Genomic DNA, 20,777 nt, shown 5'->3' with positions numbered 1-20,777 from the left:
AGGGGCATTTGGAGTATCCAACTTGAATACCGGCATTAAGGGCGTACGTCGCACATCGGCCGTTCTCGTCACCGCGAGCGCGATGCTGGCCGGCGGCGCCCTCACCACTACGGCCCACGCGGCCGCACCGCCGAAGCCGTCGATCGTCGCCAAGGGCGGCTTCGCGATGAACAACAGCACGGGGAAGAGCCTCTTCACCAAGGCCGCCGACACCCGGCGTTCCACCGGCTCGACGACGAAAATAATGACGGCGCGCGTCGTGCTCGGCCAGCGGAACCTGAACCTGGATTCCAAGGTGACGGTCCAGAAGGCCTACAGCGACTACATCGTCAGGAACGGCGCCTCGTCGGCGCGGCTCATCGTCGGCGACAAGGTCACCGTCCGTCAGCTCCTCTACGGTCTGATGCTGCCGTCCGGCTGTGACGCCGCGTACGCGCTCGCGGACAAGTTCGGCAAGGGTTCGTCCCGGGCCGCCCGCGTGAAGAACTTCATCGGCCAGATGAACACGACGGCCAAGAACCTGAACCTGAAGAACACCCACTTCGACTCGTTCGACGGCATCGGGAACGGCAGCAACTACTCGACGCCGCGCGACCTGACGAAACTCGCGAGCAACGCGCTGAAGTACTCGCAGTTCCGCTCGGTCGTGAAGACGAAGTCGACGAAGCAGAAGGTCACGACGAAGAACGGCGGCTACCGCTACATGTCGTGGTCCAACACGAACAACCTTCTCAGCTCCTACCGCGGCGCCATCGGCGTGAAGACGGGCTCCGGCCCCGAGGCGAAGTACTGCCTGGTCTTCGCGGCGACCCGCAACGGCAAGACGGTCGTCGGGACGGTCCTCACCTCGACGTCCGTGAACAACCGCACCGCGGACGCGAAGAAGCTGCTCGACTACGGCTTCAAGGTCGCCTGACGCCCAGCGGTTCTCCGCAGTCGCACGGGAAGGGGCCCGCCGCACTTTCGCGGCGGGCCCCTTCTTCATGCGCTGCGGGTACTGCTACGCCATGCGCTGCGGGTACTGCTACGCCCAGGTCAGCAACCGCTTCGGCCGCTCCAGGATCGCCGCCACATCGGCGAGCACCTTGGAGCCCAGCTCCCCGTCCACCAGGCGGTGGTCGAAGGACAGCGCGAGCGTCGTCACCTGGCGCGGCTTGACCTTGCCCTTGTGGACCCACGGCTGGAGCTTGATCGCGCCGACCGCGAGGATCGCGGACTCGCCGGGGTTGATGATCGGCGTGCCCGTGTCGACACCGAAGACGCCGACGTTCGTGATCGTGACCGTGCCGCCCTGCATGTCCCCGGGCGACGTCTTGCCCGACCTGGCCGTGGAGACCAACGCGCCGAGGGACTCGGCGAGTTCGGGCAGGGTCTTGGCGTGCGCGTCCTTGATGTTCGGCACGATCAGACCGCGCGGGGTGGCCGCGGCGATGCCCAGGTTCACATAGTGCTTCTGGACGATCTCCTGATTCGCCTCGTCCCAGGCGGCGTTGATGCCGGGGTTCCGCTTGATCGCCACGAGCAGGGCCTTGGAGATGAGCAGCAGCGGATTGACCCGCAGCCCCTCGAACGCCTTGTCCTGCTTGAGCTCCTCGACCAGCTTCATCGTCCGCGTCACGTCGATCGTCACGAACTCCGTGACGTGCGGCGCCGTGAACGCCGATTCGACCATCGCCTGCGCGGTGACCTTGCGGACGCCCTTGACCGGGATACGGGTCTCGCGGGCATCCGTGCCCACCGCGGAAGCGGAGGCGGAGGCAGCGCCGGCCGTCGCCCCGGCCTCCGGGGCGGGCGCCCGCGTCACCTGCGGAGCGGGCGCGGAGACGGGCACCGAGGCGGGCTCGGCGGCCGGAGCCACCGCCGCGTGCACGTCCTCGCGGGTGATGATCCCGTCGGGCCCGGACGGGACGACCGCGGTCAGGTCGACGCCGAGGTCCTTGGCGAGCTTGCGGACGGGCGGCTTGGCCAGCGGGCGGGCGCCGTTCCCGTTCACCCGCACCTCCTGCGGGGCCACCGGCTCGGGGGCCGCGACAGGGGCGCCACCGGAGGCGGTGCCGGAGTCCGTGCCGGAGTCGGTGCCGGTGGTTTTGCGGGCCCGCCGCTTCGTCGAGGCCTCGGACACCCCGTAACCCACGAGCACCGGCTGACGTCCGGCGGGCTCGGCCTCGGCGGCAGCCGCGGGCTCGACCGTCCCGCCCTGAGCCGTCACCGGTTCGGGCGCCGCCACAGGCCCCGCCCCGCCCGACACGTCGACCGCGATGATCACCTGGCCGACGTCGACCGTGGTGCCCTCGGGGAAGCGCAGCTCCCGTACGACACCGTTGAACGGGATGGGGAGCTCGACCGCGGCCTTGGCCGTCTCGACCTCGCACACGACCTGGCCGTCGGTGACCTCGTCACCGGGCTGTACGTACCACTTGAGGATCTCGGCCTCGGTGAGTCCCTCGCCCACGTCGGGCATCTTGAACTCGGCAAGAGCGGTGTCAGTCATCGTCGTCACGCCCTTTCCCTCAGTACGCCAGCGAGCGGTCGACGGTGTCGAGCACTCGGTCGAGGCCCGGCAGGTACTCCTCTTCCAGGCGCGCCGGCGGGTACGGCGCGTGATAGCCGCCGACCCGCAGCACGGGCGCCTCCAGGTGGTAGAAGCACCGCTCGGTGATGCGGGCCGCGATCTCCGCGCCCGTGCCCAGGAAGACCGGCGCCTCGTGGACGACGACGAGCCTGCGCGTCTTCTCCACCGAGGCCTGCACCGAGTCGAAGTCGATCGGCGACATCGAGCGCAGGTCGAGGACCTCCAGGGACTTGCCCTCCTCCTCGGCCGCCGCGGCCGCCTCCAGGCAGACCTTCACCATCGGGCCGTACGCGACGAGGGTGAGGTCGCTGCCCTCGCGGGCGACGACGGCCTTGTGCAGGGGGCCGGGGATCGCGTCCTTGTCGACCTCGCCCTTGTCCCAGTACCGCCGCTTCGGCTCGAAGAAGATCACCGGGTCGTCGCTCTGGATGGCCTGCTGCATCATCCAGTAGGCGTCCGCCGAGTTGGAGGGCGAGACCACCTTCAATCCCGGGACGTGCGCGAACAGCGTCTCGGGGGACTCGCTGTGGTGCTCGACGGCGCCGATGCCGCCGCCGTACGGAATGCGGATGACGACCGGCATCTTGACCTTGCCGAGCGCGCGGGCGTGCATCTTCGCGAGCTGCGTGACGATCTGGTCGTACGCGGGGAAGACGAAGCCGTCGAACTGGATCTCCACCACCGGGCGGTAGCCCCGCAGGGCGAGGCCGATGGCCGTGCCGACGATGCCGGACTCGGCGAGCGGGGTGTCGATGATCCGCTCTTCGCCGAAGTCCTTCTGGAGCCCGTCCGTCACGCGGAAGACGCCGCCGAGCTTGCCGACGTCCTCGCCCATGATGAGGACCTTGGGGTCGTTCTCCAGCGCCGTGCGCAGCGATTCGTTGATCGCCTTGGCGATGGGAAGCTTCTGGACAGCCATGGTTACTTGCCCTCCCCGCCCGCGGGCGCGTCCGCGAACGACGCCTGGTAGGCGGCGAACTGGGCGCGCTCCTCGTCCACGAGCGCGTGCCCGTCCGCGTAGACATTCTCGAAGATCGCCATCAGATCCGGATCCGGCATCGCCCGCACCACCTCTCGCACTCGCTTGCCCAACGCTTCGCTCTCGTCGTCGAGTTCCGCGAAAAATCCCTCATCCGCGTGACCTTCGGACTCCAGGTAGGCCCGCAGCCGCAGAATCGGGTCCTTGGCCTCCCAGGCCTCCCGCTCCTCGTCCCTGCGGTACTTGGTCGGGTCGTCGGAGGTGGTGTGCGCGCCCATGCGGTAGGTGAACGCCTCGATCAGCGCCGGGCCCTCGCCCGTACGGGCCCGCTCCAGGGCCCACTTCGTGACGGCGAGCACGGCGAGCACGTCGTTGCCGTCGACCCGCACACCGGGGAAGCCGAAGCCCTGCGCGCGCTGGTAGAGCGGCACCCGGGTCTGCTTCTCGGTGGGCTCGGAGATCGCCCACTGGTTGTTCTGGCAGAAGAACACGACCGGGGAGTTGTAGACCGCGGAGAACGTGAACGCCTCGGCCACGTCGCCCTGGCTGGAGGCGCCGTCCCCGAAGTACGCGATCACGGCCGAGTCGGCACCGTCCTTGGCGACGCCCATGGCGTAGCCGGTGGCGTGCAGCGTCTGCGAGCCGATGACGATCGTGTAGAGGTGGAAGTTGTTGCTGTTCGGGTCCCAGCCGCCGTTGTTCACGCCGCGGAACATGCCGAGCAGGTTGGTCGGGTCCACGCCGCGGCACCAGGCCACGCCGTGCTCGCGGTACGTGGGGAACACGTAGTCGTCGTCCCGGGTGGCCCGGCCCGAGCCGATCTGGGCGGCCTCCTGGCCGAGCAGCGAGGCCCACAGGCCCAGCTCGCCCTGGCGCTGCAGGGCGGTGGCCTCGGCGTCGAATCGCCGGGTGAGGACCATGTCGCGGTACAGGCCGCGCAGCTCCTCGGCGGTGATGTCGGCGACGTACGAGTCGTACACCGCGTTCTCGACCCGCTGGCCCTCGGGGGTCAGCAGCTGTACGAGCTCGGGCTCCGTGCTCTTCTGCGGCGCGGCCTTCTTGGCGCTCGCGCGCTTGCCGCCGCCCGTACTGCTACGGCGCGGTTTGCGCGCGGCGGTGCTCTCCACGGTCACGTGTGCTCCTCCGTCGGTCCGGCTCCCAGGGTTACCGGGTTGGCCAGTGCGGCTCGCCTGGTCCGTGCCCGCGCACGGGGTGGGTGCGACTCAGCCGGGAAACAGGCGTGACAGGTGCCCCGGCAAGCGCCCTGCACAAAGCACGTTACCCAGTGCTTCCCATTTCTGTGAAACCCCATCTGACCTGCGAATTTGCTTGGATTACCAAGTATCTGACTGCTTGGATTTCCGAGTAAACCGAGAAAATCGGGAACACTTCCTGGTCACAGCACTGATCACAGCCTGGCAGGGGGCCGGAACACCGGCACGTTATCCCGGGTACCCCGGCGACGGGAAGGGTTCCGCCCGGGCACGGAAAGAGATCGTGTGTGAGACTGGGCCCGTGCGCGAAGACGGAAAAATTACGGTATTTCTCCTCGACGATCATGAAGTGGTCCGGCGGGGGGTCCATGAGCTGCTGTCCGTGGAGGCCGACATCGAGGTCGTCGGCGAGGCAGGAACCGCGGCGGACGCCCTGGTCAGGATCCCCGCGACCCGGCCGGACGTGGCCGTGCTCGACGTACGCCTGCCGGACGGCAGCGGCGTCGAGGTGTGCCGCGAGATCCGCTCGCAGAACGAGGACATCAAGTGCCTGATGCTCACCTCGTTCGCCGACGACGAGGCCCTCTTCGACGCGATCATGGCCGGTGCCTCCGGTTATGTCCTCAAGGCCATCCGCGGCAATGAGCTGCTCACCGCCGTGCGGGACGTCGCCGCGGGCAAGTCCCTGCTCGACCCCGTCGCCACGGCCCGCGTCCTGGAGCGGCTGCGCGACGGCAACACCGCCAAGGGTGACGACCGCCTGGCCGGCCTCACCGAGCAGGAGCGGAAGATCCTCGACCTGATCGGCGAGGGCCTGACCAACCGCGTGATCGGCGAGCGGCTGCACCTCGCCGAGAAGACGATCAAGAACTACGTCTCCAGCCTGCTGTCCAAGCTGGGCATGGAGCGGCGCTCGCAGGCGGCGGCGTACGTGGCCCGCATGCAGGCGGAGAGGCACTGAGGGACTTACGTCCCTGGTTGATGGGGGCGGGATCCCCTTTTCGGACACCCCGCCGATGAACCAGGGTGGGTGGTATGCCCACCGACGACCAGCTCGCCTTCGAACTGCTCAGCCGCACCGACTACGGCCGGGTGGCGACCAGCATGCGCGCGCTGCCCTTCCTCGCGGCGTCCCGGCACATCGTCGTGGACGGCGCGATCCTGCTGCGCATGCACAAGGGGTACGGCTACCACCAGGCGTGCGTCGGCAGCGTCGTCGCGTACGGCGCGGACAACCTCAATGTCACGAGCGTGCGCGACGTCCGGTGGACCGTCCAGTGCGTCGGCCTCTGCGAGGCGGTGGAGCCGAGCACCGCGGAGCTCGCGCTCTTCGGGCCAGGCCCCCGCTTCGTGGACGGCGACCTGTTCGACCCGGTCTACCTGCGCATTCAGCCGCAGTTCAGCACGGTGCACACCCTGCGGGCGGGCGAGGACCGGACCGGCCACGACCTTCTGCTGCAGTACATGCACTAACCGCTGAGGATGCGGTATTGCGGTATCCGGTATGCGGTATACAGAAGCGAAGACAGAAAGGCCCCCGCCGCAGCGGGGGCCTTTCTCATGCACGCCTCAGAGCTTCACGCCTCAGAGCCCGTTCTCACCGTCACCGGCACCGCCGTCACCCGCGCCGCCGTTGCCCTCGCCCGGGTCCGTCGGGTCGCTCGTGGGGTCCGGCGGGTCCTGGGTGGGCGTGGTCGGGTCGGTGGTGGGATCCGTGGTCGGGTCCGTGGTCGGCGTCGTCGGGTCGTTCGTCGGCCGGGTCGGGTTGTTCGTCGGGTAGTTCGGCTTGGACGTCTGGTTCTGCGGCGGGTCGTAGTCCGTCGCGCCGCCGGTGTCCGTACCCGGGTCCGTCTCGTCGTCCGTCGTCTCGTCGTCCGTGCTCTTGGTCGGTTCCTTGGACTGCGAGTGCTTCGGCGTGGGCGACTTCGTCGGGTCCTTGTGGTCCTTCTTGTCGGCCGCGCTCAGTGCGAACGCGACACCCACCGCGATGGCGATGATCGCGAGCACGGCGATGATCCACATCCGGCCGCGGCCGGACTTGCCGCCCTGGGGCCCGCCGTCGAAGCCTCCGTCGTCGCCCCCGTGCTGACGCAGCATGGGGCTCGGGATCTGCGCGGTCCCCGAGTCCGGGTGCGCCATCGCGGTCGTGCCGGCGACGCCCAGGGCCGAGGTGCCGCCACCCTCGTGCAGCGCGACGGGACCGGTGTTCCAGGTGCCCGTGTGGCTGCCCTGCTCGTGCAGCATCTGCAGCCCGTACTGGACGAGGCCGCGCATCTCCTCCGCCGTCTGGAACCGGTCGTCCGGGTCCTTGGCGAGGGAACGCATGACGAGCCCGTCCAGTTCCGGCGGGGCCGCGTCCGACACCTCGGAGGGCGGCACCGCCTGGTCCTGGACGTGCTGGTAGACGACGGAGAGCGGCGTCTCACCGGTGAACGGGGGCCGCAGCGCGAGCAGTTCGTAGAGCAGACAGCCGGTCGCGTACAGGTCGGAGCGATGGTCGACGGCCTTGCCGAGCGCCTGCTCGGGCGAGAGGTACTGGGGCGTGCCCATGACCATGCCGGTCTGCGTCATCGTCGACTGCGCGCCGTGCAGGGCGCGCGCGATGCCGAAGTCCATCACCTTCACCGCGCCGGTGTTGGTGATGATCACGTTCGCGGGCTTGATGTCGCGGTGCACGATGCCGTGCTGGTGCGAATAGGCCAGGGCCTCGAGTACGCCCGAGACGATGATCAGGGCCTGCTCCGGACCCGGCGCCTCCGCGTTGAGCAGCAGATCGCGGATCGTCCGGCCCTCGACGATCTCCATGACGATGTACGGGACCACGCTCGGCCCGACGACGTCTTCACCGGAGTCGTACACCGCGACCACAGCATGGTGGTTGAGGCCCGCGACGGACTGCGCCTCGCGCGTGAAACGGGCCTTGGAGACCGGGTCCTCCGCGAGGTCGGACCGGAGCAGCTTGACGGCGACGGTGCGGCCGAGACGTACGTCCTCGGCTGCGAACACCTCGGCCATGCCGCCCCGGCCGAGTCTGTGGGTCAGCCGGTAGCGGCCGTCGCCGACCAGCCCGCCGTTACCCCACAATTCGGGCGCGTCTGACATACCGCCGCCAGTCGCCTCGGGGTCGGACGGGCCCTGAGCGCGCTGCGTCTGTGCCATCAGTCCTCGCCGTCGTTTCTGGTCGTGGTACTTGGTGCTGAGTACGTCGCGGTACGGGGTACTCCGACGGGCCACGCTACAGCCTTCGGGCCACCCGCCGGTTCGAGGTGGACCGCACATCAAAGCCTTCACCGGGTGCCACGCGCAAACTTGTAACGCTTCCGAGACGCTTCTTGCGCGTACGGTCACGGAACGGGCACCGAGCTTGACGCGTCATCGTCCTCGGGCAGACTTGGCCTGGAATAAGCGGTAAATCGATCACCAGCCGCGGAGCCGTCCGGCAACCGCGCCGATGGGGGACGCACGAGATGAGCAGCCAGGACGGCGCACAAGGGCGGTATGCGGGGCGTTCGCTGGCCGGTGGCCGCTATCAACTGCGTGATCTGCTCGGCGAGGGCGGCATGGCGTCGGTGCACCTCGCCTATGACACCGTGCTCGACCGCCAGGTCGCCATCAAGACACTGCACACCGAGCTCGGCCGCGAACAGTCCTTCCGCGAACGCTTCCGCCGCGAGGCCCAGTCGGTGGCGAAGCTCACGCACACGAACATCGTGTCGGTCTTCGACACCGGCGAGGACACACTGTCCGACGGCGACTCCGCCGCGGGCGACGGCGCTCCGATGCCGTACATCGTCATGGAGTACGTCGAGGGCAAGCCGCTCGGCTCCGTGCTCGACGCGTCCGTCGCCCAGTTCGGCGCGATGCCGACCGACCAGGCGCTGAAGATCACCGCCGATGTGCTCGCGGCCCTGGAGATCAGCCACGAGATGGGCCTGGTCCACCGCGACATCAAGCCGGGCAACGTCATGATGACCAAGCGCAACGTCGTCAAGGTCATGGACTTCGGCATCGCCCGCGCCATGCAGTCCGGCGTCACCTCCATGACCCAGACCGGCATGGTCGTCGGCACCCCGCAGTACCTCTCCCCGGAGCAGGCCCTCGGCCGCGGTGTCGACGCGCGCTCGGACCTCTACTCCGTCGGCATCATGCTCTTCCAGCTGGTCACCGGGCGCCTGCCCTTCGAGGCGGACTCGCCGCTCGCCATCGCGTACGCGCACGTCCAGGAGGAGCCGGTCGCTCCCTCCTCGATCAACCGCTCCCTGCCGCCCGCGGTGGACGCGATCGTCGCCCGCGCGCTCAAGAAGAACCCGAACGAGCGTTTCCCGACCGCCGACGCCATGCGTGACGAATGCCTGCGCGTCGCCCAGTCCCTCCAGGCCGCGGCCCCCAGCATCGTGCCGGGCGCGCAGACCTCGAGCGGCGCGGGCGTGGGCTCGGCGGTCTTCCCGCCGGTCGACACGTCGCTGCCGCAGAGCGGCCAGGTGCAGACCCCGTACCAGCCGGGTCCGTACGGCCCGTCCACCCCGGCCCCTGCCCCCACTCCCGGCTACGGCTACCCGCAGCAGAGCGGCTACCAGACGCCGCCGCCCGTCAACGCGTACGCGCCGCAGCAGGGCGCGCAGACCCCGCCGCCGTACAACCTCTCGCCGCAGCCGGCGACGTCCGCCTCGGTCGGGGCGGGCGGCACCGACGGCGGCAAGCGTCGGAACATGCCGGTGATCGTCGGCTCGATCGTCGTCGCCCTGCTCGCCATCGGCGGCCTGATCACCGCCCTGTCGCTCAACAGCGACGACGGCGACGGCGGCAAGGAGGCCGGCGGCGACAAGTCGAAGCAGCCGGTCGCCGGGCACAAGGGGCCCGACCGCAACATGACGATGGAGACCGACGAGTGCACCGACCCTGAAGAGGGTTACAACGACGAGAACAAGATCAAGGTCCCTGACTTCACCTTCAAGGACTGGCGCTCGGTCCTGTCCTGCCTCCAGGCGGCCGGCTGGAGCTACGACAAGCGCAAGATCAACGAGAACGCGTACGGCGAGGACACCGTGATGCGGCAGAACCCGAAGGAAGGCACGGAGGTCGACCCGAAGACGCTGGATCTTCAGTTCGACATCTCCACGGGCAACCCTTCCTAGCGGGAGCGGTCCTCTTCCTGCTGCTACGCCGAGGGGCTCGGTACGCGCGATGCGTACCGAGCCCCTCGGCATAGCCGTATCCGCCCCTCCTAGAGGTAGGGACCTCCGGAGCGTCCTGCGATGCCGCCGGTCTCGTCGTCATCGTCGCCGCCGCCCACGCCGGGCGGCAGCGCCCGCCGCATCGACTCCAGCTGGGCCCGCGCCGCCATCTGCTGCGCGAACAGCGTCGTCTGGATCCCGTGGAAGAGCCCTTCGAGCCAGCCAACCAACTGGGCCTGCGCGATGCGCAGTTCCGCGTCGCTGGGCGTCGACTCGTCCGTGAAGGGAAGGGAGAGCCGCTCCAGCTCCTCGACGAGCTCGGGGGCGAGGCCGTCCTCGAGCTCCTTGACGGAGCTGGCGTGGATCTCCTTGAGGCGCACCCGGCTCGCCTCGTCGAGAGGAGCCGCCCGCACCTCCTCGAGCAGCTGCTTGATCATGCTGCCGATGCGCATGACCTTGGCCGGCTGTTCGACCATCTCCGTCACCGGAACCTCGCGGGATTCGTCGTCTCCGCCGCCACCGAGAGCCATTCCGTCCTGGCCCACGACCAGGACATGGGGGCTCTCCGGCGACCGTTCGTTCCTCGGCATCTCCATGCCGCCATTCTCGCGCACCGGTACATCACACGTCGGTAGTGCCCCCATTCCCGGCTGATCCACCCTCAGCCCCGGCGCAACCGCCAACCGAGGAAGCCGAGACCGAGGCCGATGAGGAGCAGGCCGCCGCCGAGGGGCAGGACGTGCAGGTTGGGCAGGACGGGGCCGGCGGGCGGGCGCTCCGGGGGAACGGCCTGGGTGTCCTGATGCCGCTCGACCGAGACCGGCTCCGGTTGCCGAGGAGGCGGGGCGAAGGGCAACGGCGACAGGTCGGGAACGCCCGGCCGCGCCTGCCCCGGCCGCTCACGCCCCTCCCCGGCACGGCTCCCCGCACGAGAGGTCTCGTCGACGGTGGTCACGGTCCGCCCGGGTGGCCGTCCGTCGGCCGCGTACGCCACGAGCCCGGACCCGACCGTACCGAGTACGGCGAGCAGCACCCCCACGACCAGGACCAGGGCCAGAACCAGGCGCCGCCCCACCCACAACCCATCCATCGCGCCGACCCTCCCGCCACCGGGTAACAAGATCAAACCCGCTCACACACCATGCTCAATCGTCACACAGCGCCACAACCCCGGCATCCGGAACCGCCACGAGGCCCCAGGGGCACGAGAAACTGCGCGCCAAGCCCCCGCCGAACCGGCACCCAAAAACGAGCCCCCAGCCACCCCAGGGGCGCGGGGAACTGCGCAACAAGCCCCCACCAGCCCCGCACCCAAAATCGAAACACCCACCCACAAACAAGGGGCGCGGGGAACTGCGCAAAAGCACAGCCACCCGCACCCCACCCCCGCTACCCCAGCCCGCGCCCCCGCTACCGGGTCAAAACCACCTTCCCAATATGCCCACTCTCCTCAAGCACCCGATGCGCCACCCCCGCATCCCGCATCCCCACAGTCCGATCCACAATCGGCCGCACATGCCCCCCACCGATCAACGGCCACACATGCTCCCGGACAGCCGCGACGATCGCCGCCTTCTCCGCCCCCGGCCGCCCCCGCAGCGACGTAGCCGTGACAGCCGCCCGCTTGTTGAGCAGCGCGCCGATGTTCAGCTCACCCTTCGCCCCGCCCTGCATACCGATGATCGCGAGCCGCCCGTTGACCGCGAGGGCCCGCACGTTCCGGTCCAGGTACTTCGCCCCCATGTTGTCGAGGATGACGTCCGCACCGGCCCCGTCCGTGGCCCGCTCGATCTCCTCGACGAAGTCCTGCTCGCGGTAGTTGATGAGGATGTCCGCCCCCAGCTCACGGCAGAACGCCAGCTTCTCCTCGCTGCCCGCCGTGACGGCGACCTTCGCGCCGACCGCCTTGGCCAGCTGGATCGCCATGGTGCCGATGCCGCTCGACCCACCGTGCGCCAGCAGCGTCTCGCCGGGCCGCAGGTGGGAAATCATGAAGACGTTGGACCACACGGTCGAGGTCACCTCGGGCAGCGCGGCCGCCGTGACGAGGTCGACGCCGTCGGGCACGGGCAGCAGCTGACCGGCCGGCACGACGACCTGCTCCGCGTAACCGCCACCGGAGAGCAGCGCGCACACCTCGTCCCCGACCGCCCAGCCGGAGACGCCGGGGCCGAGTGCGGAGATCCGTCCGGCGCACTCCAGGCCGGGGTAGGCGGAGGCACCGGGCGGCGGGTTGTAGAAGCCCTGCCGTTGCAGCAGGTCGGCGCGGTTCACGGCGCTGGCCACCACATCGACGAGCACCTCGCCCTCGCCGGGCACGGGATCGGGGACCTCGGCCCATACGAGCGCTTCAGGGCCGCCGGGTTCGGGGATCGTGATCGCATACATGCTGGCGAGGCTACTCGCGTCACGGGATTCGCACCGGTTACCACCCACCCGATACGCCGCACCGCCCCCGCCCGACACCACGGGCCCCCGGCCCAACCGCGCACAGCCCGCTCCCCGCTCCCCGCTCCCCGAACCCCGTACCGCGCTCGCCGCTCCCCGCTGCTCACCCGCACCGGGGACCCACCTCAGTTGGGCCGCCTCAGCCGGGCCGCCTCAGCTGGGCCGCCTCAGCTGGGCCGCAACGGCTTCACATCGGGTGCGACAGCCGTCCCCGGCGAGGCCCGGACGATCGTGATCAGCCGGTCCGTCAACTGCAGCTTCCCGACCGCCGGATCGTCGTACCCGAGCACCCGATGCCCGCGTACGACACTCACGACCAGGTCGTCCGTCTCCCGTACCCCGAGCCCCACCTCGGCCTTTATCACCGGCCGTTCGACGAGATCGAGCCCGCTGCCCTGTTGGATCAGGTCCTCCATCACCATGCCCGCACTCGGGCTGAGCACGGAGAGACCGAGCAGACGGCCCGCCGCGCTGGCGCTGGTGATGACCGCGTCGGCGCCGGACTGGCGGAGCAACGGCGCGTTCTCCTCCTCGCGCACCGCCGCCACGATCTTCGCCCCACGGTTCAACTGCCGTGCGGTGAGGGCGACAAGGACCGCCGTGTCGTCTCGTTGCGTCGCGATGATGATCTGCCGCGCCCGCTGCACCTCGGCGCGGAGCAGCACATCGCTGCGCGTCGCGTCGCCGATGACGCCCGCGAAACCCTCGGCCGTGGCGGCGTCGATGACTTTCGCGCTCGGATCGACGACGACGATCTGCTCCGGCTTCAGACCGGTGGCGCAGACGGTCTGGATCGCGGAACGGCCCTTGGTGCCGAATCCGACGACGACGGTGTGTTCACGCAAGTTGGACCTCCAGCGGGACAGACGCCACTCCTCGCGCGTCCGTTCCGTGAGCACTTCGAGAGTGGTGCCGACCAGAATGATCAGGAAGAGCACGCGCAGCGGCGTGACCATGAGGATGTTGGTGAGCCGGGCGCTGTCGCTGTACGGGACGATGTCGCCGTAGCCGGTGGTGGAGAGCGTGACCGTCGCGTAGTAGGCGGAGTCGAGGAAGTCGACGCGGCTGTCCGAGTTGTCGTGGTAGCCGCTGCGGTCGATCCAGACGATGAACGTCGTCAGGGCGAGGACCAGCAACGCCATCGCCAGACGGCGGGTGACCTGGCGCAACGGACGTTCGACCTTACGCCGGGGCAGCGCGATCCGGTGCGTTGTGTGCTGCTCTTCGGGGTGACGCGCGATCGCGTCATGCCCGGGAAGTTTCACGTGAAACGCTCCTCGCCGTCAGCGCCCTCAGCGCCGTCCGCCCCGGCTCCGCCGACCGGGCCCGGACCACCGTACGGGCCCGCCCCCGTCCCCACGTCCGGCACCGCCCACGGCAGGTCGAGGATCTCCACTTCCTGCCCCTCCCGCGCCCCGCCCGGCGGCACGACCGCGAGCCCGTCGGCCGCCGCGATGCCGCGCAGCATCGCCGGGCCATTGAAGCGCAACGGCACGGCCCGGTCGGCGCGCAGGGTGACGGGGACGAGGCGGGTGTCGTGCGGGTGGCCCTGTACTGCGTCGCGCAGGGGAGCGGTGTACGTGGAGGGCCCGCCGCAGCCGGACGCGCGCCCGGAGAGCGTACGCAGCAGGGGTTCGGCCAGCGTCAGGAGACCGGAGACGGCGGCGAGCGGATTGCCGGGCAGGCCGACGAGGTGCTGTCCGGGGCGGATGCGGGCCAGCAGCATGGGGTGGCCGGGGCGCACGGCGACGCCGTCCACGAGCAGTTCGGCGCCGATCAGCGCGAGGGTGGGGTGGACGTGGTCGACGGGACCGGACGCGGTGCCGCCCGTCGTGACGATCAGGTCGGCGGTGGACGTGGTGACGGCCTCGCGGAGGGCCTCGGCGTCGTCCCCGAGGCGCCGGACGGCGGTCACGTCGGCGCCCAGCGCGTGCAGCCAGGGCGGCAGCATCGGGCCGAGCGCGTCCCGGATGAGGCCTTCGCCGGGGAGCCCCTCGGCCAGCAACTCGTCGCCCAGGACGAGGACTTCGGCGCGGGGCCTGCGGACCACCGGCAACGTGTCGTACCCGGCGGCCGCGGCCAGCCCGAGCACGGCGGGGGTCACCAGGGATCCTGCGGGCAGGAGGTGGTCGCCGGAGCGGCACTCCTGGCCGCGCGGGCGGATGTCCTGGCCGGTGACCACCTCGCGCCACGCGTGCAGCCTGCCCTTGTCGTCGATGGCACCGTGCTCGCTGCGCAGCACGGCGGTGGCGTCCTGAGGGATGCGCGCGCCGGTCGCGATGCGCACCGCCTCCCCGTCGCGGAGCGCGTCCGGGCGGCCGTGTCCTGCGAGGACCTTGTCGGCGCGTACGTCCCAGGGGCCGGGTCCCGCGACGGCCCAGCCGTCCATCGCCGAGGTGTCGAAGGACGGCAGATCGGTGAGGGCGGTGAGCGGCGCGGCGAGGATCAGGCCGAGGGCCCGGTCGAGGGGGGCCGGGGCGGGCTCGGCCTTCGGCGGCGGAGCGGCCCGCTCCGCTCGGGCGCGGGCGGCGGGCCAGGGCGTGATGTCCCGGTGCTTGCCGTCCGCCGGCTCGGCGCCGGTGGCTGCGGGGCCGACTGCGGCGGGGCCCTGGGAGGCGGGCTTGGGGGCGGACGACGACGCGGACGGCGAGGTGGCCGAGGACGCGGCTGAGGGTGAGGACCCGGGTGAGGACGCGGGCGTGGCGGCGGGCCGGGCGGCCGGGTCGGTCACCGGTGCCGGCCGGGGCACGGCCTCACGGCTGTCACGGTCTCCGTTCACCAGAGCGATCGCCTCGTCGAGCTCGGCGTCCGACGCGGGTTGCCCGGTCATCCGGCGTCCGGCCGTGAGCCGGGCACGGCACCGGGCTTCTCGCCCCGCGCAAGCCCGTGTCCGGGCGCGGCGTCCGACTTCTCCGACCTCTCACCCTGTGCGAGGCCCTGCTCCGACGCGGCACCCGGCTCCTCACTTCGCCCCGGATCCGGCTCAGGCGCCGCCACCGGCACCTCGTCCTGTTGATCCTCGTCCGCCCACCGGGCGGCAAGTGCCGCCGCCTTGCGTGTCGCCTCGGCCACCGCCCCGGTGCCGTCGGCCGTTCCGCCCCGCGCGTCGGCCTGCGCGGCGGCCTGCGCCGCCGCGTATCCGACGAGGAACGTGGTCAGCGGTGCGGCGGGCCTGGCCACGCCGTGCGCGGCGTCGCGGGCGAGGTCGAGGAGGGCGCCGGTGTCGACATCGAGGTCGATGCCCAGCTCGTCCTTGACTGCGGAGATCCATTCATCCAACACGTTGCCATGCTCCCTGATACGGGCTCGGGCGGTGGCGATGTCGTCCCAGGTGTCGCAGTCGAATGCCGCGACGGGGTCGGCGACCCTCGCGAGGTCGAGCCGCGCGGTGAGCACCCGCAACGGCATCCCGGCGAGCCCGCCGGCGGCGAGCGCGGCGATCTCCCGGCACAGCGCGTCCCGCCGGTAGGCAGCGACGAGCGGCTGGTCCCGGCCGCCGGGATCGGTGAGGACCGCCCCGTCCACGCCGCTCCCGCGCAGGGCGGCGAGCAGGCGGCGTACGGTCTGCCCGCCCAGGAACGGCAGGTCGGCCGAGAGCACCACCACCCGCTCCGCGGCCGTGTGGCGGAGCCCCGCGTCGAGCGCGGCCAGCGGCCCACCGCCCGCGGGCTCCTCGCGCGCCCACACCACGGGGGACGCGGTCGGCCTCGGCTCGGCCACCACGACAGTGGTCCCCGCGCCGGAGCAGGCCGCGAGGACCCGGTCGAGCAGCGTCCGGCCGCCGACCCGCACCCCCGGCTTGTCCGCGCCGCCGAGCCGCCGAGCGCCGCCGCCGGCGAGTACGACGGCGTCGTACGGCGGCGCGGCGGGCTCGCGCGAGCCGCCCTCGTTCGTGGTCACCCACTGAGTATGGGCGTACCAAGGATCATTGCCACCCCTGTACGGGGCCTTACCGGCAAGGGACGTGCGTCACTCGCGTACGCCCCTGCTCCTCACACCGACCGCAGCAGCACCGCCGGCTGTTCGACGCAGTCCGCCACGTAGCGCAGGAAGCCGCCCGCGGTACCGCCGTCGCACACCCGGTGGTCGAAGGTGAGCGACAACTGCACCACGTGTCGCACCGCCAATTCCCCCTGGTGCACCCACGGCTTGGGGATGATGCGGCCCACGCCGAGCATGGCCGCCTCGGGGTGGTTGATGATCGGCGTGGAACCGTCGACTCCGAACACCCCGTAGTTGTTGAGGGTGAAGGTCCCGCCGGTGAGTTCCCCCGGCGTGAGCGTCCCCGCCCGCGCCGACTCCGTGAGCCGGATCAGCTCCGCGTTGATCGAGTCGGTCGTACGGGTCTGGGCCTGCCGCACCACCGGAACGACCAGGCCCCGGTCGGTCTGCGCGGCGAAGCCGAGGTGGATGTCGGAGAACTGCCGCACCTCGCGCGCTTCCATGTCCACGGAGGAGTTGAGCATCGGGAAGCGGGTCAGCGCGGCCACGCTGATGCGGGCGAGCAACGCGAGCAGCGACACCTTGGGGGCGCCGGTGCCGTCCCGCTCCGTGGTCGCGGCGTTCATGGCCTTGCGGGCCGCGAGGAGCTCGGTCGCGTCGGCATCGACCCAGCAGGTGGCTTCCGGTATCTCGCGCCGGCTGCGGGCCATCTTGTCCGCGACCAGGCCCCGGATGCCGGTCAGCGCGTGCCGGGACTCGGCACCGGCGCTCCGTGACTCCTGCCCCGCCGCCACCTGGTGACGCGCCTCGGCCCGCCCCGCCTGAGCCCCCGCTCCGGCGCCCGCCTCGGCCGGCGTGCCGCCCGCCCGGCTCGCGCTGAGGGCCGCGTCGACGTCCGCGCGCGTGATGAGCCCGTCCGGTCCTGAGCCCGCGAGGGCGCGCAGATCCACGCCGTTCTCGCGGGCCAGCCTGCGTACGAGAGGGGAGATGACCGGTATGGGGCCGTCCCCGCGTGCGGGGGACGCGACCGGTTCCTGTGCCGCGGGCAGCGGCGCGGTCTCCTGCGGCACAGGGCGCGCGGGCCGCACCCTTCGGCGGCGTGCCGGGGCCGCCGCCGTGCCGTACCCCACGAGGACGTTCCCGGAGGACTCCTCCGCGGCCGTCTGCAGGGCCCGCTCCGCGGGCTCCTCGGGGGCCCTCGACCCGATGGGGCCCACCTCGGCGCCCGCCCCTTCCGGGGCACTCACGGCGACCGTCAACAGCGGCGCCCCCACCGGCAGTTCCGTGCCCTCCTCGCCGAAGCGTGCCGTCACCACGCCCCCGTAGGGACACGGCACCTCGACCATCGCCTTGGCCGTCTCGACCTCGACGACCGGCTGGTCCACTGCCACGACGTCGCCGACCTCGACGAGCCAGCGGACGACCTCCGCCTCCGTCAGCCCTTCCCCGAGGTCCGGCAGCTTGAATTCCAGGCTGTTCACATCAAAAGCAGGGGCCATCTCAGCTCTCCGCCTCCCACTGCAGCCGCGCGACCGCGTCCAGGATCCGGTCGACGCCCGGAAGGTGGTGCTTCTCCAGCATCGGCGGCGGATACGGGATGTCGAAGCCCGCGACCCTCAGCACCGGCGCCTCCAGGTGGTGGAAGCACCGCTCGGTGACCCGCGCGGCGATCTCGCCGCCCGGCCCGCCGAAGCCGCCCGACTCGTGCACGACGACCGCCCGGCCCGTCCGCCGCACGGAGGCGGCGACCGTCTCGTCGTCGAAGGGCACCAGCGAGCGCAGATCGACCACTTCGAGGTCCCATCCCTCGGCCCGCGCGGCCTCGGCGGCCTCCAGGCAGACGGGCACGGACGGGCCGTACGTGATGAGCGTGGCGCTGCGTCCGGGGCGCCTGACCACAGCGCGGCCTATCGGCTCGACGCTCTGCGGGGCGTCCGGATTCCAGTCGGCCTTCGACCAGTACAGGCGCTTCGGCTCCAGGAAGACGACCGGGTCGTCGGAGGCGATGGAGGCGCGCAGCAGCCCGTAGGCGTCGGCGACCGTGGCGGGCGTGACGACATGGAGCCCCGGCGTCGCCATGTAGTACGCCTCGGAGGAGTCGCTGTGGTGCTCGACGCCGCCGATGCCGCCGCCGTAGGGCACGCGGACGGTGATGGGCAGCGGCATCGCGCCCCGGGTGCGGTTCCGCATCCGGGCGACGTGCGAGATCAGCTGCTCGAAGGCGGGGTAGGCGAATGCGTCGAACTGCATCTCGACGACGGGCCGCAGACCGTACATCGCCATGCCGACCGCCGACCCGAGGATGCCCGCCTCGGCCAGGGGGGTGTCCGTGCAGCGGTCCTCGCCGAATTCGGCGGCGAGCCCGTCGGTGATCCGGAAGACCCCGCCGAGCGCCCCGACGTCCTCTCCCAGGACGTGCACGGCAGGGTCCTCGGCCATGGAGTCCCGCAGCGCGCGGCCGAGCGCCTGCGCCATGGTGGCCGGTTTGGTGACCGGTTTCGCCGCGACCGTGGTCATCGCGTCTCCTCCCCGGCCTCTTCGCCGGCCGCTTCCAGCTCGGCACGCAACTGGTCCGCCTGCTCCCGCAGTTGCGTGGTCTGCTCGGCGTACACGTGCGTGAAGAGATCCATGGGGTCGAGCACGGGGTCCTGGTTCATGCGCTCGCGCAGGTCGGCCGCCATGGCCTCCGCGTCGTCGGCCGCTTGTCGCTTCGTCGCGTCGTCCAGGAGTCCGCGCTCCGTCAGCTCCCGCTCCAGGAGCAGGATCGGGTCGTGGTCGCGCCAGGCGTCGACATCGGTGTCCCGGCGGTAGCGCGTGGCGTCGTCGGCGTTCGTATGGGCTTCCATGCGGTACGTGACGGCCTCGACGAGCGTCGGTCCGCCGCCCTCCCGCGCGCGGGAGACCGCTTCGCCCAGCACCTCGTGCATCGCCACCGCGTCGTTGCCGTCCACCAGGCGCCCCGGCATGCCGTACCCCACGGCCTTGTGGGCCAGGGACGGGGCGGCGGTCTGCTTGGCGAGCGGCACGGAGATGGCGAAGCCGTTGTTCTGTACGAGGAAGACCACCGGGGCCTGCCACACCGCCGCGAAGTTCAGCGCCTCGTGGAAGTCGCCCTCGCTGGTGCCGCCGTCGCCGACCATGGCGAGCGCGACGACGTCGTCGCCCTTGAGCCGGGCGGCGTGCGCGAGGCCCACGGCGTGCGGCAGCTGGGTCGCGAGGGGGGTGCTCAGGGGCGCTATGCGGTGCTCGCGCGGGTCGTACCCGGTGTGCCAGTCGCCGCGCAGCAGGGTCAGCGCGCTCATGGGGTCGAGTCCGCGGGCGACCACGGCGAGGGTGTCGCGGTAGCTGGGGAAGAGCCAGTCCCGCTCCCGCAGGGCGAGCGCGGCGGCGATCTCGCACGCCTCCTGCCCGGTGCTCGACGGGTAGACCGCCAGCCTGCCCTGCTTCGTCAGAGCCGTCGCCTGCGTGTTGTAGCGGCGACCGCGCACCAGCTCCGCGTACAGACGGCGCAGCAGACCCGGGTCGGCCTTCTCCGCGGCCGCGGTGCCGAGGACGCGGTACGGCTCCGCGTCGGGAAGCAGCGGCGCGGGGTCGGTCCTGGGCTGCCAAGTGGGGGGCGGGGTGGGCCGGTAGGCGCCCCGCCGCTCCATGACCGTCATGACGGCACCTCCTGTGGGAAGCGGTCTCCACATGGGAGTGGGAAGAGGCACGCCGATGTGAGGCGCCTCACCTACCGATTGTTCGGTCGTCGGCACATTTTGGCTACAGGCACCTTCAGGCTGTGGACAAACGGTTCTCCACAGCCTGGGATGGATGCAGTACGTCCATGGTAGGGAGGCGGGGGGACATGGCTTCTGAACGAATGGCCGAGGGGCAGGACGGCGACCGCACCGGGCCCGGCGAACCGGAGGACGACGTTCCCGAGCCCCGCTTTGCGGAGCCCCGCTCTCCGGAAGTCCGCGCTCCGGACTCCCGTCCCCCGGAACCCCGGCCCCTGGACGCCATCGACCACGACATCCTGCAGATCCTGCATACGGACGGTCGCGCGTCGATACGTTCCGTGGCCGAGCGCGTCCACGTGTCGCGCGCCAACGCCTACGCCCGCATCAACCGCCTCATCGACGACGGCGTCATCCGGGGCTTCGGGGCGCGGATCAACCACGAGCGCGCCGGGCAGGGCGCGTCCGCGTACATCACGCTCAAGATCGTGCAGAACACCTGGCGTACGGTCCGCGAGCATCTGCGCGCACTGCCCGGTGCGACCCACATCGCGCTGGTCAGCGGTGACTTCGACGTACTGCTCCTGGTGCACACGCCGGACAACCGCGCCCTGCGGGAGCTGGTGCTGACCCGGCTGCAGTCCATCCCCGAAGTCCTCAGTACGCGTACGTTGCTGGTCTTCGAGGAGGACGACATGGAGCCGGAGGGCTGACCCCGCAGGAGCCCGG

Annotated in this window: 18 protein-coding genes; 5 read left to right on the top strand and 13 right to left on the bottom strand. The window is 71.0% G+C overall.

Annotation, left to right across the window (positions count from 1 at the left end):
- Positions 1–22 precede the first annotated feature (22 nt).
- Entirely contained in the window at positions 23–916 is an 894-nt protein-coding gene (locus ACFVYR_RS24530) for a D-alanyl-D-alanine carboxypeptidase family protein (protein ID WP_384252312.1), read from the top strand.
- Positions 917–1,024: 108 nt separating this feature from the next.
- Here ACFVYR_RS24530 and ACFVYR_RS24525 read toward each other — a convergent pair whose 3' ends face one another.
- From ACFVYR_RS24525 to pdhA (ACFVYR_RS24515), 3 genes are read right to left on the bottom strand one after another with little or no spacing between them, the layout of a single operon-like run.
- Positions 1,025–2,491 carry a dihydrolipoamide acetyltransferase family protein gene (locus tag ACFVYR_RS24525; RefSeq protein ID WP_384252562.1) on the bottom strand — a complete coding sequence of 489 codons (1,467 nt, stop codon included), beginning with the start codon at positions 2,489–2,491 and terminating at the stop codon, positions 1,025–1,027.
- 19 nt (positions 2,492–2,510) lie between these two features.
- Entirely contained in the window at positions 2,511–3,491 is a 981-nt protein-coding gene (locus ACFVYR_RS24520; protein WP_384252314.1) for an alpha-ketoacid dehydrogenase subunit beta, read from the bottom strand.
- A 2-nt stretch (positions 3,492–3,493) separates the two neighbouring features.
- A complete protein-coding gene (gene pdhA / locus ACFVYR_RS24515; protein WP_384252317.1) occupies positions 3,494–4,684 on the bottom strand; it encodes a pyruvate dehydrogenase (acetyl-transferring) E1 component subunit alpha in 1,191 nt (396 codons plus the stop codon).
- Positions 4,685–5,066: 382 nt separating this feature from the next.
- On the opposite strand from pdhA (ACFVYR_RS24515), the gene ACFVYR_RS24510 reads away from it, so the two are divergent.
- On the top strand, positions 5,067–5,726 hold the full coding sequence (locus tag ACFVYR_RS24510) for a response regulator (RefSeq protein WP_384252320.1): 660 nt from the start codon (positions 5,067–5,069) through the stop codon (positions 5,724–5,726).
- A gap of 74 nt (positions 5,727–5,800) precedes the next feature.
- Complete coding sequence (locus tag ACFVYR_RS24505; RefSeq protein WP_384252323.1) at positions 5,801–6,238, top strand: pyridoxamine 5'-phosphate oxidase family protein; 438 nt, start codon at positions 5,801–5,803, stop codon at positions 6,236–6,238.
- Between the two features lie 111 nt (positions 6,239–6,349).
- Here ACFVYR_RS24505 and ACFVYR_RS24500 read toward each other — a convergent pair whose 3' ends face one another.
- The gene (locus ACFVYR_RS24500; protein ID WP_384252326.1) at positions 6,350–7,924 is read right to left on the bottom strand and encodes a protein kinase; all 1,575 of its coding nucleotides are present in this window, start codon (positions 7,922–7,924) and stop codon (positions 6,350–6,352) included.
- A 308-nt stretch (positions 7,925–8,232) separates the two neighbouring features.
- Here ACFVYR_RS24500 and ACFVYR_RS24495 point away from each other — a divergent pair, with 308 nt between their 5' ends.
- A complete protein-coding gene (locus ACFVYR_RS24495; RefSeq protein ID WP_384252328.1) occupies positions 8,233–9,900 on the top strand; it encodes a protein kinase in 1,668 nt (555 codons plus the stop codon).
- A gap of 89 nt (positions 9,901–9,989) precedes the next feature.
- On the opposite strand, the gene ACFVYR_RS24490 is transcribed toward ACFVYR_RS24495, so the two are convergent.
- The 9 genes from ACFVYR_RS24490 to pdhA (ACFVYR_RS24450) form a co-directional block, all read right to left on the bottom strand.
- Entirely contained in the window at positions 9,990–10,535 is a 546-nt protein-coding gene (locus ACFVYR_RS24490; RefSeq protein ID WP_384252331.1) for a bacterial proteasome activator family protein, read from the bottom strand.
- 65 nt (positions 10,536–10,600) lie between these two features.
- Positions 10,601–11,029 carry a hypothetical protein gene (locus tag ACFVYR_RS24485; RefSeq protein WP_384252332.1) on the bottom strand — a complete coding sequence of 143 codons (429 nt, stop codon included), beginning with the start codon at positions 11,027–11,029 and terminating at the stop codon, positions 10,601–10,603.
- Between the two features lie 320 nt (positions 11,030–11,349).
- Positions 11,350–12,327 (bottom strand): NAD(P)H-quinone oxidoreductase, encoded by a 978-nt coding sequence (locus ACFVYR_RS24480; protein ID WP_384252335.1) that lies wholly within the window; start codon positions 12,325–12,327, stop codon positions 11,350–11,352.
- Positions 12,328–12,554: 227 nt separating this feature from the next.
- Positions 12,555–13,652 carry a potassium channel family protein gene (locus ACFVYR_RS24475; protein ID WP_384252338.1) on the bottom strand — a complete coding sequence of 366 codons (1,098 nt, stop codon included), beginning with the start codon at positions 13,650–13,652 and terminating at the stop codon, positions 12,555–12,557.
- Positions 13,649–15,217, bottom strand: coding sequence for a molybdopterin molybdotransferase MoeA (locus ACFVYR_RS24470; protein WP_384252341.1), 1,569 nt, complete (start codon positions 15,215–15,217; stop codon positions 13,649–13,651). The genes ACFVYR_RS24475 and ACFVYR_RS24470 overlap by 4 nt, the downstream gene beginning before the upstream one ends.
- Positions 15,214–16,287 (bottom strand): NTP transferase domain-containing protein, encoded by a 1,074-nt coding sequence (locus ACFVYR_RS24465; RefSeq protein ID WP_384252344.1) that lies wholly within the window; start codon positions 16,285–16,287, stop codon positions 15,214–15,216. The genes ACFVYR_RS24470 and ACFVYR_RS24465 overlap by 4 nt, the downstream gene beginning before the upstream one ends.
- A gap of 92 nt (positions 16,288–16,379) precedes the next feature.
- Positions 16,380–17,828, bottom strand: a complete 1,449-nt coding sequence (locus ACFVYR_RS24460) for a dihydrolipoamide acetyltransferase family protein (RefSeq protein WP_384252347.1) — start codon at positions 17,826–17,828, stop codon at positions 16,380–16,382.
- 1 nt (position 17,829) lies between these two features.
- A complete protein-coding gene (locus ACFVYR_RS24455; protein WP_384252350.1) occupies positions 17,830–18,846 on the bottom strand; it encodes an alpha-ketoacid dehydrogenase subunit beta in 1,017 nt (338 codons plus the stop codon).
- On the bottom strand, positions 18,843–19,988 hold the full coding sequence (gene pdhA / locus ACFVYR_RS24450) for a pyruvate dehydrogenase (acetyl-transferring) E1 component subunit alpha (protein WP_384252352.1): 1,146 nt from the start codon (positions 19,986–19,988) through the stop codon (positions 18,843–18,845). The genes ACFVYR_RS24455 and pdhA (ACFVYR_RS24450) overlap by 4 nt, the downstream gene beginning before the upstream one ends.
- Before the next feature lie 188 nt (positions 19,989–20,176).
- Here pdhA (ACFVYR_RS24450) and ACFVYR_RS24445 point away from each other — a divergent pair, with 188 nt between their 5' ends.
- Positions 20,177–20,761: an Lrp/AsnC family transcriptional regulator gene (locus tag ACFVYR_RS24445; protein ID WP_384252355.1), complete on the top strand. Its 585-nt coding sequence runs from the start codon at positions 20,177–20,179 to the stop codon at positions 20,759–20,761.
- The last annotated feature ends 16 nt before the right edge of the window (positions 20,762–20,777 follow it).

Source organism: Streptomyces sp. NPDC058284, assembly GCF_042881135.1.
Taxonomy (GTDB): domain Bacteria; phylum Actinomycetota; class Actinomycetes; order Streptomycetales; family Streptomycetaceae; genus Streptomyces.
Note: the sequence above shows the minus strand (reverse complement) of the source record. Positions and strands in the feature narration are given on the sequence as shown.

What these genes read in the sequence shown, in the direction of transcription:
- ACFVYR_RS24480 (WP_384252335.1), bottom strand. Translation starts at nt 12,327, where the DNA reads ATGTATGCGATCACGATCCCCGAACCCGGCGGCCCTGAAGCGCTCGTA.
- ACFVYR_RS24470 (WP_384252341.1), bottom strand. Translation starts at nt 15,217, where the DNA reads ATGACCGGGCAACCCGCGTCGGACGCCGAGCTCGACGAGGCGATCGCT.
- ACFVYR_RS24495 (WP_384252328.1), top strand. Translation starts at nt 8,233, where the DNA reads ATGAGCAGCCAGGACGGCGCACAAGGGCGGTATGCGGGGCGTTCGCTG.
- ACFVYR_RS24525 (WP_384252562.1), bottom strand. Translation starts at nt 2,491, where the DNA reads ATGACTGACACCGCTCTTGCCGAGTTCAAGATGCCCGACGTGGGCGAG.
- ACFVYR_RS24500 (WP_384252326.1), bottom strand. Translation starts at nt 7,924, where the DNA reads ATGGCACAGACGCAGCGCGCTCAGGGCCCGTCCGACCCCGAGGCGACT.
- ACFVYR_RS24520 (WP_384252314.1), bottom strand. Translation starts at nt 3,491, where the DNA reads ATGGCTGTCCAGAAGCTTCCCATCGCCAAGGCGATCAACGAATCGCTG.
- ACFVYR_RS24445 (WP_384252355.1), top strand. Translation starts at nt 20,177, where the DNA reads ATGGCTTCTGAACGAATGGCCGAGGGGCAGGACGGCGACCGCACCGGG.
- ACFVYR_RS24455 (WP_384252350.1), bottom strand. Translation starts at nt 18,846, where the DNA reads ATGACCACGGTCGCGGCGAAACCGGTCACCAAACCGGCCACCATGGCG.
- ACFVYR_RS24485 (WP_384252332.1), bottom strand. Translation starts at nt 11,029, where the DNA reads ATGGATGGGTTGTGGGTGGGGCGGCGCCTGGTTCTGGCCCTGGTCCTG.
- ACFVYR_RS24490 (WP_384252331.1), bottom strand. Translation starts at nt 10,535, where the DNA reads ATGGAGATGCCGAGGAACGAACGGTCGCCGGAGAGCCCCCATGTCCTG.
- ACFVYR_RS24505 (WP_384252323.1), top strand. Translation starts at nt 5,801, where the DNA reads ATGCCCACCGACGACCAGCTCGCCTTCGAACTGCTCAGCCGCACCGAC.
- ACFVYR_RS24460 (WP_384252347.1), bottom strand. Translation starts at nt 17,828, where the DNA reads ATGGCCCCTGCTTTTGATGTGAACAGCCTGGAATTCAAGCTGCCGGAC.
- pdhA (WP_384252352.1), bottom strand. Translation starts at nt 19,988, where the DNA reads ATGACGGTCATGGAGCGGCGGGGCGCCTACCGGCCCACCCCGCCCCCC.